Raw genomic sequence first — 13,916 nt, 5'->3', positions numbered from 1 at the left:
TTTTTACCAGGCGCAAGGAATATTGCGTCTCCATATTCAATTCACATCAGGCGTTAATTTCTTACTAAGCTAGTTTTTTTGTCAAAAAATTTACTTTTATGTCTGACTCTAATTGGAAAAAGCTTTAAATTGTAAGTTAATTGCCCTTGAGCAAAGTAAAATCAAGATTCTGCAAAAATTATGGGTGATGCTTACCCTGGAACTAGTGGTTAGTATTTCACGTTTACAAGTATGAGTAGAAAAACTTGGGAATGAGTTTTTGTCAGAGCTACACTAGAGTGAGAAAAGGTTATTTCTACTCTTTGTAAAAATAAAGCCATACAAAACCAGCGCTCAGCTCGTGGCAGCGGATAAAGGGTAATTCTTATGAGAAGTTTTGAGAAAAAGGTGTCCAAAAAACAGCGACCGACAAAACGTGCAGCTTTAGCAGGGGCGTTGGTAGCTGGTTTAATCATGTTACCAGGATTTGTGGAGGGAACTCCTCCTGCTTTGGCACAAAAAGCAGAACAGCAGCAGGACAACAACACTCTTACCTATGGTAGACTGCTCCAAAAAATTGAAGATGGAGAAGTCGCCAGGGTAGACTTGGATGAAACCGAAAAGGTAGCAGATGTGTATTTAAAGGGGACAGAGAATACCCAACCTCTGCGTGTAAAGCTTTTGGATCAAAACCCAGAGTTGATTGCCCTACTTAAAGCAAAAAGAGTTGAGTTTGACGAGGTTTCCTCTGCTAACAGTAGAGCTGCTGTTGGTCTTTTGCTCAACCTCATGTGGATTTTGCCACTGGTTGCTTTGATGTTATTGTTCCTACGCCGCTCTACGAATGCTTCAAGCCAAGCCATGAATTTTGGTAAATCCAGAGCCCGCTTTCAAATGGAAGCCAAAACTGGTATCAAATTCGATGATGTCGCTGGTATTGAAGAAGCGAAAGAAGAACTGCAAGAAGTTGTTACCTTCCTCAAACAGCCAGAAAAATTTACTGCTGTTGGCGCACGTATTCCCAAAGGAGTGCTGTTAGTAGGTCCTCCAGGTACTGGTAAAACCTTATTAGCAAAAGCTATTGCTGGTGAAGCAGCCGTTCCCTTCTTTAGCATTTCCGGTTCAGAATTTGTGGAAATGTTTGTTGGTGTGGGTGCGTCTCGCGTCCGTGACTTATTCAAAAAAGCCAAAGATAACGCCCCTTGTTTAATATTTATCGATGAAATTGATGCCGTTGGTAGACAACGAGGTGCTGGTATCGGTGGTGGTAACGACGAACGAGAGCAAACCCTCAACCAACTACTGACTGAGATGGATGGTTTTGAGGGTAATACTGGTATTATTATTATCGCTGCTACTAACCGCCCAGATGTTTTGGATGCAGCATTACTCAGACCGGGAAGATTTGACCGCCAGGTAATTGTTGATGCACCAGATAGGAAAGGGCGGTTGGAAATTTTAAAAGTCCACGCTCGTAATAAAAAGGTTGATCCGGCAGTTTCCTTAGAAGTGGTTGCACGCCGCACTCCTGGTTTTACAGGGGCAGATTTAGCCAACTTGCTAAATGAAGCAGCAATTTTGACAGCACGTAGACGCAAAGATTCCATTACACAGATAGAAATTGATGATGCTATTGATAGGCTGACAATTGGGTTAACTCTCAACCCATTGTTAGATAGCAACAAAAAGCGATTAATTGCCTACCACGAGGTGGGACATGCTTTGTTGGCTACACTTTTGCCCCACGCCGACCCCTTAAATAAAGTCACAATTATTCCCCGTTCTGGTGGAGTAGGTGGTTTCTCTCAGCAAATTCTCAATGAAGAGATGATAGATAGCGGTCTTTACACTCGTGCTTGGATACAAGACAACATTACTATGACACTGGGAGGCAAAGCCGCAGAAGCAGAAGTGTTTGGAGAGTCTGAAGTTACAGGTGGTGCTAGTAACGATTTAAAAATGGTTACTAATCTAGCCCGAAAGATGGTGACTATGTATGGGATGTCTGACCTGGGACTAGTAGCTTTGGAAACTCAAAATAGTGATGTCTTCTTGGGTAGAGATTGGGTCAACCGCAACGAATATTCAGAAGAGATGGCTACCAAGATTGATAGACAAGTGCGGGAGATGGCTATTTCTTGTTACCAACAAGCCCGCAAAATTATCCGTGAAAACCGAGCGCTAGTAGACCGTCTAGTAGACTTGTTGGTAGAACAAGAGACTATAGAAGGAGAGCAATTCCGCAAAATTGTTGCTGAGTATACTCAGTTACCTGAAAAACAACAATTGGTGGTTAGTGGTTAGTTGTTGGTTGTTGGTTGTTGGTTGTTGGTTGATTGTTGGTGGGGTAATAAGTCAAAAGTCAAAACTTTGAATATTTTTAACTTTTGGCTTGTTTTCCCTTTGTTTCCCTTGTCTTGCTTCCTTTATTTCATAAATAATTGCAAAATATCTCTGCTGAAAGCACATTAAGTTATCGATCTGGATATATTTAGCTTTACCCAATGCCGATGACATAATTGTGACAGTTTTGGAAATGCTGTTTTGGCAGCGTGACTCAGGTAGTTTGGCATTTGCTGCCAAGAGTGTTGTGATCGCATTTTCAATATTCTCCCCTCGTGCAAAGGGTTTTCTGGTTGTGCTGCTATCTGAAATATTGTCCGTCTTCTTGCCATAAACCTAGTTGGAATTAAGTAGCTAGACATAATTAAATGTAAAATTTTGAGGAAGTTGTGAGAGTATACCCGGAAATGATAGAACTCTTGCAAAAGTAAATTTTGCAAGAGTTTGAGTAAAGGGAAAAACTTGATGGTGGGAGATTTATGAATACAGTCTCCCATCATCCTATCTATCTGGTGAACGTCCCTTATACCATCTCAACTTTACCCGAATTTTACAATCCAAAATCGTATTACCTAACAAACTTCAAACTTTCCATCTTCTTGGTAAACAGATCAGTAAAAATACTAGCAACGTTGCGTTTGCGAAGTTTGATATTGGTACTTACCGACATCCCTGATTGCAGATTAACTTTGCGATCGTTAATCATTAAATGTTGACGTTCAAGAACAACTTTGGCGGGAAATCTGTAGAAGGGATAAATATTATCAGGGGGTAGAGCGTCGGAACCAACCCAGACTAGCTTACCCTTGATATCCCCAAATTCACTGTAAGGAAAGGAATCAATTCTCACATCAACATTCATGCCTTCTTTGACAAAGCCGATATCGCGGTTAGTAATAAAGACTTTGGCAACCAGGGATTGATTGGGAACTATTTTGAGAATTGGCGCTGAAGAGTTAGTTACATAGCCAGGATTACGGGCTTGTAAGTCGAACACTGTACCCGAAACAGGAGCTTTGAGTTCTTGGTAACGTAGGTTTTGCTGGGTTTTGCTGATTTGACTATCAATTTGGGCAATTTGCTGCTCATTGTCAACAATTGCTTTAGTTAATTGACTATCAATTTCTGCAATCCGTTTTTGATTGTCAGCAATTTTAGTTAGTAACTCATTTTTATTCAGGGCGATCGCATTTTCTACCTTTTCTTGTGCTTGTGTAATTGCATACTGGAGTCGTTTTTCTTCTTCTAAAAGTCGATCTACCTCTGCTTGTCGACTCAGGAATTGCTGCTGCTGCTTGTAATACTGATTCCTAGCAATTCCTCCCTCATTGGCCAACACAGTCAAATCTGTGAGAATAGTTTTTTCGACAGCCAGTAATTCTTTGGCACTAACCAACTGGACTTGAGTTTGTTTCAACTGCTTTTGCAATTGATCAACTTCTAACTTAGCAGCACTAATGCGCGATCGCACCTCTGATTGGGCAGACTGCAACCGTTGGAGTTGTTCTGGGGTTAATCCTGCACCAGTTTCAGCACCTTGTAATTGCAGGCGATACAGTTGATTTTCGGCAACCAATTCTGCCCTATGTTGTGTCAAAAAAACTCGTTGAGGAGGTAACGATGTCAGCAGTTGCGTATTTGGGGAAGTTTTACCACCCATTTGCATTTGGTAATACTGATTTTCTGCCATCAAAGCAGCGCGAATTTTTTGCAGTGATGTTTGTTCAGCATGATCAACCGTTGGATCAAGAGCCAGCAATAAGTCACCTTGTTTGACTTGTTGCCCATCTTTGACCAAAATCCTTTTGGCTACACCCGCAACAGGTGCTTGCACTTCCGTAACAGATCCTTCTGGTTCGAGTTTACCTTGAGCAGGAATCGCCTCTTCAAATTGTGCCACAGAAGCCCAGATTACCCCAGCAGTAGTCATGCTGATTAAAGTCCAAACTACCGCCCTGGGTAAAATCGACGACTGTCGTAACACCACAGGCTGATCAAATCGTTTGAGTGTCGGTGATAAATCAAGGCAAGGAGTTGCTAAGGATGTACCGCCCTGAGTCGAAACAGCGGTTTTACCGTTGTTTCCATGACCATTAGAGTGAGAATGGGAAGCGTTGGAGTTATTCATAGGGAGGTTGGGGAGTGTGGGGAACTCGGGGCCCCCTCTGGGGATTAGGGGCGGTGGGGAGTGTGGGGAGTGTGGGGAGTGTGGGGAGTCAATAATAAATTAACTGCTAACTAGTAACAACTAACCACTAACAACCAACAAATAACAACCAATAACTAACTACTAACTACTAACCCATCCTGTTGTTGATACAGGTGGTAGTAAAGACCGCGTTTGTGCATAAGTTGAGTATGGGTACCGCGTTCTGCTACTTTGCCTTGGTGCATGAGTACAATTTCATCTGCTTGTTGAATTGTGCTGAGGCGGTGGGTGATGATGAACATTGTTCGTCCTCGGAAAGCTTGGATTAAGTTAGTACATACTTGCCGTTCGGTGTCGTAGTCGAGGGCGCTAGTTGCTTCGTCCAAAATTAATAATTGGGGATTTTGCAGAATAGTACGGGCGATCGCGATCCGTTGTCTTTGTCCTCCCGACAGTGCGGAACCGCGTTCACCAACGCGTGTTTTGTAACCGTTGGGTAAGTTCATGATGAAGTCGTGGGCGACTGCAAGTTTAGCAGCAGTGATCACTTCTTCGCTGGTAGCATCAGGGTTGGTGAGGGCAATATTTTCCAGAACTGTGCCGTCAAATAACAACGTGTCTTGGGGGATAATGCCAATTTGCGATCGCAGTGAATACAATTCGACTTTACTAATGTCGTAACCATCGATGAGAATTCGACCTGCGTTTGGTTCATACAGACGCGGTAGCAATTTCATCAACGTACTTTTACCAGAACCACTCATCCCGACAATTCCTACCACCCTTTGAGCCGGAAACGCTAAATTAATATTGTCTAATTGCAGTGAACCGCTTGTAGAAAACCGGAAAGAGACGTTTTCGTAGGTAACAGCGCCCTGAATGAGGGGCATGGGAATATTATCTTGGTCGGCTTGTGTGACTTCCTGGGGCGTATCGACAATATCACTCAGACGTTCCAAAGACAGGGCTGTTTGTTGGAAATTTTGCCATAATTGTAGTAACCGCAACAATGGACTAGTAACATACCCCGCAATAATACGGAAAGCAATTAATTGACCTAGTGAGAGTTCGCCCTTGAGTACTAAGTATGCACCTACCCACAGCACCAGTAGCCCAGAAAGTTGATTGAGAAAATTACTGGCCGAACCAGCAGCAGTAGAAGTCACTACAGTTTTAAAGCCAGATGAAACATAGCGGGCATAGTGTTCTTGCCATTGCCAACGGGTACGTAACTCTATATTTTGGGCTTTAACAGTCTGAATACCAGAAAGAACTTCTACTAAATAAGATTGGGTTTCGGCATTGCGTTCGGCTTTTTCCCGCAGTTGTCGCCTAACTATTGGTGCTGCTATGAAGCTAAGCAGGGCAAACAAAGGAATGGTAGATAAAGATACCAGTGTCAACACCCAGCTATAGATAAACATGACAATGATGTAGATCACCGAAAAGACAGAATCTAACACCACAGTCAAAGCTGTACCCGTGAGAAAAGAGCGGATGTTTTCTAATTCATTTACTCTAGTTGCTAATTCTCCCACCGGATGGCGATCAAAGTAACGCAGAGGTAAACGCAACAAGTGATCAATAATTTCTGAACCCAAGGCTAAGTCAATTCTATTGGTAGCTTCTGCAAATAAGTAAGTCCGCAAAGTACCAAGAACTGCCTCAAAAATCGCTGCTAACAGTAAAAATATACCCAACACTTGCAAAGTGTCGATACTGTTTTGCACCAAAACCTTATCGATGATCACTTGAATCATCAACGGGTTGGCAAGTCCAAACAACTGCACAAAAAACGAAGCTACCAGAACCTCCAATAAAACTGTGCGGTGACGGTTAAGCGAAGGTAAAAACCAACTCAACCCGAATTTTTGTTGCGGCGTCGCTGCGGTTTTTGTGAGTAAAAGAACCTGCCCTTGTTCACCCCAATTTTTGAGGAACTCAACCATTTTTTGACGAACAATACCGCCTTCTGGTACACCCAACACCACTTTTGCATCGCTCGTTTCATAGATCACCGCCATGCTATCTTGCCAGTGAATCAAAGCTGGTGTCGGTAAACGATTCATCGCCTTAGCTGGGACACTCACCAATTGTGCCTTCAATCCCATGAAATCAGCAATTGCTCCACACAATTGCAGAGAAGCTGGTTTAGTTGAATCTTTGTGATTATTGGCGATCGCTTTGCGAATAACCTCCCGGCGAAATGGCATCCCGAAATACTGACTCACCATCTGTAAACAGGCTAGGGTAGCATTGCGGGAAGATTCGCGGATGTGGGGGTATTTTTTGGTGGGGAGGTGGGGAGGTGAGGTAGTAGGGGGAGTAACTTTTGAGTCTTGACTATTGACAACAGTTGACTCCATGAAATAAGCTTTTAGCGCTGGTTCTTCTTCTATCAGAGTCAAGAATTCCTGATGTGGAAGCACAAGACAGAGAGTTTCCTCCTCACAAGCCATGACTTTTTCACAGGGAACACCCCGTAACAAGCTTTTCCACCCTACAACTTCTCCCGGTTGTAATCGTTGCAATGTCACGGGTATATTGTTTTGGGAATCATGGCCGATCAGTCTCGCCTGTCCTGTATAGATGATTGCTACATCAGGTGGTAACTCTTGCAGTGGTAGGATAGCTTGTCCCATCCTATAACGCCGCACTTCCAATCTCTTGCATAATTGCTGCAATTTGACAAGAGATAACTTTTCAAAGGGCGGGATACCTAATAAGAAGGTTTCGATTGCACTGGGAGTTTGGGTCATAAAGCGAGGAGCAATTATCAAAATGCGAACAACAATGAATTACAATCACCAATCACCCACCAACGAAAAATCTATCTGTGTCTATCTGTGTGCATCGGTGTGCATCGGTGGTCGATTTTCAAAAAAAAGACTTTTTCATCACTGAATTACATTGGCAGTAAATTTCCATCCTCTTGACAGTTATTCATCGGGTTTAATTCTGCAACTTGTTGTCCCAACCACTTGAGAAACAATTCATGGCGCAACTGCCAACGAGTGACATCATTTAACTCAGCAGGAAGTATCTTTTCTAACCTGAGGATGACAAACCACTGGTCTATGGGTGTGGGTGGTAAAAGCTGTCCTGGCTGGGTGACACTTAGCAATTTTGCCAAGGTGGGGTGGAGTTTACCTAGTTCTACTGGCCCAACAATACCTTTAGTGCGGGCTTCTTGCCCTGTAGAATATTTGGGAGCAAGTTCCGCAAAAGATTGCTCCCCTGCTTGCAAACGGAAGTAAAGTTCTTGGGCAATACCACTATCTTTGGTACGAATAACGGAATAAATTACCCGATCAAGTTGGGGTTTACGCTTCTCGAAGTAAGCATTGATCTGAGTTTCCCAAGTAGCTTGCTTAAACTTTTCTAACCGTAGTGCCCGTGTTACTAATTTGCGGACTTGTTCAGGAGTCATAGCACGACGGCGTAACCAAGCTTGACGTTCTGCATCTGTTTTTAAGCTTTGCTGTAAGTAAAATGCTTGACAGGCTTTTTCTGCTTCTTCTGGTGTGCAATCAAATGGTGCGATCGCCTGATCTATGATCATTTCTCGCAACAGTTGTGGCAATAACTGGTAGTTTGCCAGCAAAGGCACAATTTCTTCAGCCGTAACTTTTTGTTCACGAACTTGTAAAACAACGCTCATATCAAAATAAATTATTAACTACTTTGACCTTCGTGTTCTTAGCGTCTACCCTACGGGAAGCCACTTCGTGTCTACGTGGTTAAAAATAATTGTTAAACCGCGAAGACACGAAGGACGCGAAGGATTTTGATTCTTGCCTTAAGCAAAAGCAAAGTTTGCTTGAGTCAGATTATTAGCTTGAATTCCCAGTAACACAGCCACATCTTGTCCATAAACATCCACGATGGTGTTATCACCTTCTTGGCGAGTTTTCCAATCGCTACCGAGAGAGTCATAGTTAAAACTGACGTTAGCAAAGCCAATTACATCTTGTTGTCCACTGTTGAAGTCCGTGATTGTATTCGGCTTTGCTGGCAAGTCTGTTTCATCGGTAACAATCCAAAACTGATCGGCTCCTTTACCGCCAGTCACGATGTTGTCGCCTCCGCCGATACCAAGATATAACTCATCGTTACCGGAACCGGTGTTTATGCTATTTTTTGTACCAGCTAATACGATGTCATCACCGTTACCAGTATTAATTTGGTTGCCTCTACCAAATCCACTGACATCAACGATGTCATCACCATCTCCGGTAAAGAGGATTTGATTATCTCCAAAGAATAGGTCTGGATAAAGATCAGCATTATCGCAATAGGGATCGTAGAGATAATCATCGAAATAATCATCTTCTGATGTACCGTAGATGATTGATTTAGGTGTTCCTAGCCGAGAATCGAGGTTGAGGGGAGTGGACAATTCAACCTTGATAAATTCATTGTTATCTGGTTCTGAAGGATTGCGGATGGCGTTGAATGGATAGTTGTTGTCGTTGGCAAGCAAGACGGTATTTTCATCCAGAATCAGGATATCTTCAATGGTGAGGAAGGGGAAAGTAAAGGTGTTACTACCATCGCCGTTGAGGTCGTTAGGATCGGCAATGTTGAGTAAATCAATGACTTCCTCTTTGTAGAGATAGCCTTGTTCATTGGTTCGGGAAATATCGACTTTGAAGACTTTTTTGAATTCTGCTTCTGCTCCCGATTTTTCATCTCGTTCGATGATCAAGAATTCGGTGTCGTTGATCGGAGTTGCATCGCCGATCGCATGACTTGGATCATCTACTTGATAGTAACCAACTAAATCATCGCTAAAGGATTTAGTCGCAACGTCAAATTCATAAACACGTCGGGAGTCGGTAGGATCACCAGCAACATATCCTTCTAATATCGGGTAGAGGGTTTGGCGATCTGGGCTGTAACTGATGGCTTCAAAACCACGGGATCTAGCCAGATTCGCGATCGCTTCGTCTTCTTCTACTCCTGGGTTTTGGGGAGAAGCAACATCATCGGCGGTGATTTTGTCTCTTGCTGCTATCCCATCATCGACAAAATCGCTGAAGTAGCCGTCTACTCCTAAGCGGATAAACTGCTCGTACTCTAGTTCTGGGTTGCCGTTATAGTCGGGTGAAAGGTAAAATTTATCACTGCGGAAAGTGTAGGGATGCACCAACAAGCCTGCTTGGTGAGCATCGTACACTAGGGTAGTTGGTTCCTGTAGGTAGCGATCTGCATCACTGATTTGACCATCGCCGTTGATGTCGTCTGGTTGACCGTCACCATTCTCATCGACGGTCTTTGCTGGTACAATCAGCCTTTTGCTGGGGCCGATTCCCGTAGCATAGCTGGCAATTTCTGTCAATCCTTCGGGAGTAATTAGGTCGGCGTAGGTTTTATCAATTCCCTCATACACATAATCGTAGGGAGCGCCGCTACTATCTATTAACTGCACTAAGGGAATATCCACCCCAGCATTGGGCATGATTTCGTTTTTGAGTTCTTTGAGATTGGAGACTTCAAAGGACTGAATGAAAATGCGATCAGGATCGATGAAATTGTTGGCAACTAGGGTATCAATTAAAATTTGTGAGGTATTGTAGTTGATGGGAGTGCCATCTAAAAATTTACCTTCCTTAGCAAAGTAGGTGGGGTGTTTGGTTTCAGGATATATACCAAGTTTTACGCCTGTTGCGGCTTCGTAGTCTTTGATGAAGTTAATGTATTCTTCCAGTGTGGGGATTTGGAAGTAACCATCATACTTCGCACTCTCAGGGCGGATATCTGGAATACGCTCAACTGCCCGCAGTTCTTTAATTTCAGCTAAGGTGAAGTCTTCGGCAAACCAGCCTGTGATACTGTCTCCATCTAAAACTTTGGTAGTCAGGCGATCAGCAAACTTCGCAAAATTCGCGACGTTAGTTGTCGCTTCACTGATAACGGGTTTGCCGTTTTCGTCGTAAACAATATTGCCGTTTTCATCGGTCTCTACTGCTGCTAATACAGGTTCGTGACGGACGATTAAAACTCCATCTTTGGTGACAACTAGGTCTGGTTCTAGGAAATCTGCTCCCAATTCCGCACCCAAGTTGTTAGAGGCAATCAAATCTCCGCCTAAATCACCAATTGTATGTTCTGGACGAATGCCAGGCGTACCACCCCGATGACCAATGACGATTGGGTCTTGGCCGTTGAGGGTATTGAGCGGGAAAATATTTGGGGTGGAAATAGGGGCATCTACGAGGACGCCGTTACTGTCAAAATGCAATAGATAGGGCCCGAATTCTTCACCAATCCAAATTGTACCGTCTTTCCCCAGAACAATAGATTCAGGGTCGAAGTCAGCCCCTGTCAAGAAGCGGTCTGTTGTGGTTTCGTTGACAATTTGCCAAGGAATTAGGTTGTGAGGGTCGGATAGTTGGATGTAATCAGTCCATTCGGCGTCACCACTGCCATTGTCTGCGGTTTTAAAATCTGGATCGATTTTATAGATCCGCAGTAGATAATCAGCACTATTGGTCTGACTACCAAAGCCGTTATCTGACAAAAACCAGTAGCTATCTGAATCGGCAAACTGCACACCGCTGAAACCTTGTACAGGTTGTCCTGGAAATGGCCCTGTACGCCCGTTACTAGAAATGGGTTTGCCATTGCCATCATTTTGACCAGATGGCGGACCTTCGGCATAGGTATCAGCAGGTAAGGAAGAAAATCCAACTAAAGAGGGTTGTTTCATAGTCACATCCGTCCATACTAAACTGTGATCTGAAGAAGGTGTGGTAGTTGCATCCTGGCGATCGCTTACTAGTGAATACAGTGGATCTTTTGTGGTAGGCCAGAATACTTGAGAGGAGTGAATTTTTAAGTTCTGAGACGGTAGAACATAGTCCACGCGGAGATTTCCTGGATTATTATCATTGAAATCTGCTGTGTCATAGGCTGGATCGCTGATATGAGTGATGTTCTTGCCACCATCCAAAAGAGCTTGTTCAGAACCACCCTCACTACTTGGTGTGACACTGGTATTCACACGGGGATTTTCTAATATCTGCCGAATTGCATATTTGTAACTGTCCCCATCATTAGGATCAGCGTTTTGGTCGCCCAGAATTACGAAGGCTGCTTGTTCTGTCAGTCCACCGTGGTTACCGTTGTCATCATAGATATAATCCCCTGCTCCAGGAGTGATATAGTCTGACCAAAAGCGAATCTCGTCATGATTGCGCTTGCCATTGCGGTCTTCTGCACCATCGAATACAGGAGGTGTAGGATGACTTACCAACGTGTGAATTATTTGCCCATTCACCTCGATTGGCACATCCCAATGACTTTTGGAAGATAGCCGTAAAACTTCTTGCTCTTGTTGAGAATACCAGGGAGTATCAGAATTAGGGAGAGCGATCGTTGACAATAAAGAATCGGGCATATCCTTCCACAGAAAATTCTGGAAAGTACGCACATTCTCTGTGTCAATTGGATATTTGGACAGTAATAGCATTCCAAACTGTCCAGGAAAATTGCCGAAACCAAAAGCATCGTCCCCGTATCCACTTTCTCCTGGTGTGGTTACAATCTTGCCATCATTGTTGAGGTCATAGCCAGAACTAATACCTGTATTGGAAGGAGCAATGTAGAAGTATGGATAGTCAATGGGATCTGCTCCATTTTGACTGACTTTTAGGTAGTTCTGCCGGAATAAATCAACTGCTTTGGTTGGGTCATCTGCATAATAATCAAATTCTTGGATACTGATGACATCTGGATTCGTGCGTTGAATGATCTCAGCAATGGCTTTGGCTTGAGAATTGTCTGGCGTAGATAAATCTTCAATTAGCTGCCCTTCCGTACCCCGGTTTAAGGAAGCGTTGAATTGGGCAAAGCGAATTGTGTCTTGTGTCATGGTAAATGCATCCGTAACTTTAATATGACCAAGTAATCGCGTATTTCTCAAATAAAAGTGAGGTATGGGAAAAGTTAAAGTGGGAGTTGCTGACAATCAATTTATAGTATCTATTTCCTCACTTTGCGAAGTAGCCATTGTTTGTGTACTTTGCATCTTTCGTCTACAAGTTAATCAATATTTTCTAAGCAAAAAATCACTACTTATTCAAATTAGAAGACACAAACACAATTAAATACTTTCTCAGCAATCGTGCAAATCAGATAGTTATAAAATTTCCTCCCTTTTTCTATATTTTGTGTCTATTTTTTAATAAAAATAGCTCTACAAAAACAAACAGACATATAACTATATCTTGCTTACATATTCAACCAAAATTATCTATTGCCAACTAAACAAAAAATAGAAAATAGATAATTTTCACTCTAAAGCTGTTCCTCTTAAAGAGCATAAATAAAAAGAGAGAACAAATGAGGAAAATTTGTTTAATAACACTTAATGGCTTATTGTAGTTTAAAATCGCAGACTTAAAGGATGATATATTTACAGGTTAAGCTTTGGCAAAAATTTAGTTAACCTTTTGTTAATAACTGCTAATTAAATGATCAAGTACGTAAAGAGCGATCGCTTCTGTAAAAAAGCTAATACTTAAAATAGTATAATTCATTACTCAATATCTTCATAGAAGCCATATCTACTAGTTGCATTTTTATGGCAAAATCAGCTAGCTATGACCTAGGCGATCGCTAACTTACTGTATCTTAACTGCCAAAGTCACGTGGAGACGGCAAATATCCTCAGGTTATATTGCAGAATTGGATCAGCAAAAACTGAGCAAGAAGTGAGTCCATTTTGTACTCAAAAGTGATCAATAAAGTTCAGTCAAGCAAAACTGATGTGTTGATTAAAAGATTGTTTTGGTTTTGACAACATCAATGTAGATTAACATCATACTTACAGCATCGAACTATATCGTGTCGCTTGAACACTTGTATGATTCGTTGAGGTCGGTAATGGGTAATCAGTAATTGATAATGGAAAAAAACAACTGAACTTTAGTTTACGACTTGATGCTGAAAAATTATTATTTATTTTTGATATTTATATACATAATAAGTAATAGCTTGGCGTAGAAATTTAGCCAAGCATATGACATCAATAATTATCAGCTGGGAGATGTAATTATTTATTAATATATTTCTTTCTTATCAGAAAAATCTGTTCATCAAGAACAAAATAGATTTTAGTTATTTTTATAAAGTTATTGCTATTTTTACTACAGCCCAAGACTGAGTATTTATACTTAAATTTGTAATTACCTGCATAATTCTTCAGCAAATTCAAGATAACTTTGTAAGTCCCAAAGTCATGGGCAATGAATGCGTTAAAAACTAGTCCAGTCATACTATTTTTAGCTCTATTTATTGTTGAGCGAGTAGCTGGTTTCCTGGGTGTGTTTCTATCGATTCCCATTGCGGGAATGATTGCTGCTTGGTTAAGATTAGAAAACTTAGAAGAACAGCAATCTCTTCCAGAAAAGTGCAAAAATTAATACATAAAGATACTTGA

The 13,916-nt window shown here is 42.1% G+C and carries 7 protein-coding genes; 2 read left to right on the top strand and 5 right to left on the bottom strand.

Translation table 11 applies throughout. The features are described from left to right. The first annotated feature begins 366 nt into the window (after positions 1-366). Entirely contained in the window at positions 367-2,283 is a 1,917-nt protein-coding gene (gene ftsH, locus NIES592_RS20090; protein ID WP_073556699.1) for an ATP-dependent zinc metalloprotease FtsH, read from the top strand. Positions 2,284-2,334: 51 nt separating this feature from the next. Here ftsH and NIES592_RS24720 read toward each other — a convergent pair whose 3' ends face one another. The 5 genes from NIES592_RS24720 to NIES592_RS20070 all read right to left on the bottom strand — a co-directional run bounded on the left by NIES592_RS24720 (position 2,335) and on the right by NIES592_RS20070 (position 12,347). Then, on the bottom strand, positions 2,335-2,562 hold the full coding sequence (locus NIES592_RS24720; protein WP_143168387.1) for a hypothetical protein: 228 nt from the start codon (positions 2,560-2,562) through the stop codon (positions 2,335-2,337). A 328-nt stretch (positions 2,563-2,890) separates the two neighbouring features. After that, on the bottom strand, positions 2,891-4,450 hold the full coding sequence (locus tag NIES592_RS20085) for an HlyD family efflux transporter periplasmic adaptor subunit (RefSeq protein WP_073556698.1): 1,560 nt from the start codon (positions 4,448-4,450) through the stop codon (positions 2,891-2,893). A gap of 155 nt (positions 4,451-4,605) precedes the next feature. Continuing rightward, positions 4,606-7,230, bottom strand: a complete 2,625-nt coding sequence (locus NIES592_RS20080) for a peptidase domain-containing ABC transporter (RefSeq protein WP_073556697.1) — start codon at positions 7,228-7,230, stop codon at positions 4,606-4,608. 146 nt (positions 7,231-7,376) lie between these two features. Beyond that, complete coding sequence (locus NIES592_RS20075; protein WP_062249706.1) at positions 7,377-8,132, bottom strand: peptidylprolyl isomerase; 756 nt, start codon at positions 8,130-8,132, stop codon at positions 7,377-7,379. 138 nt (positions 8,133-8,270) lie between these two features. After that, positions 8,271-12,347, bottom strand: coding sequence for an esterase-like activity of phytase family protein (locus tag NIES592_RS20070; protein WP_073556696.1), 4,077 nt, complete (start codon positions 12,345-12,347; stop codon positions 8,271-8,273). Between the two features lie 1,375 nt (positions 12,348-13,722). Between NIES592_RS20070 and NIES592_RS24155 the strand changes: the two genes are divergently transcribed. Further along, positions 13,723-13,899: a hypothetical protein gene (locus tag NIES592_RS24155; RefSeq protein ID WP_256678181.1), complete on the top strand. Its 177-nt coding sequence runs from the start codon at positions 13,723-13,725 to the stop codon at positions 13,897-13,899. The last annotated feature ends 17 nt before the right edge of the window (positions 13,900-13,916 follow it).

Origin of the sequence: Fischerella major NIES-592, assembly GCF_001904645.1 — a bacterium.
Classification (GTDB): Bacteria; Cyanobacteriota; Cyanobacteriia; order Cyanobacteriales; family Nostocaceae; genus Fischerella; species Fischerella thermalis.
Note: the sequence above shows the minus strand (reverse complement) of the source record. Positions and strands in the feature narration are given on the sequence as shown.

Coding starts and splice junctions, on each gene's coding strand:
- ftsH (WP_073556699.1), top strand. CDS start 367: ATGAGAAGTTTTGAGAAAAAGGTGTCCAAAAAACAGCGACCGACAAAA.
- NIES592_RS20085 (WP_073556698.1), bottom strand. CDS start 4,450: ATGAATAACTCCAACGCTTCCCATTCTCACTCTAATGGTCATGGAAAC.
- NIES592_RS20080 (WP_073556697.1), bottom strand. CDS start 7,230: ATGACCCAAACTCCCAGTGCAATCGAAACCTTCTTATTAGGTATCCCG.
- NIES592_RS20075 (WP_062249706.1), bottom strand. CDS start 8,132: ATGAGCGTTGTTTTACAAGTTCGTGAACAAAAAGTTACGGCTGAAGAA.
- NIES592_RS20070 (WP_073556696.1), bottom strand. CDS start 12,347: ATGACACAAGACACAATTCGCTTTGCCCAATTCAACGCTTCCTTAAAC.
- NIES592_RS24155 (WP_256678181.1), top strand. CDS start 13,723: ATGAATGCGTTAAAAACTAGTCCAGTCATACTATTTTTAGCTCTATTT.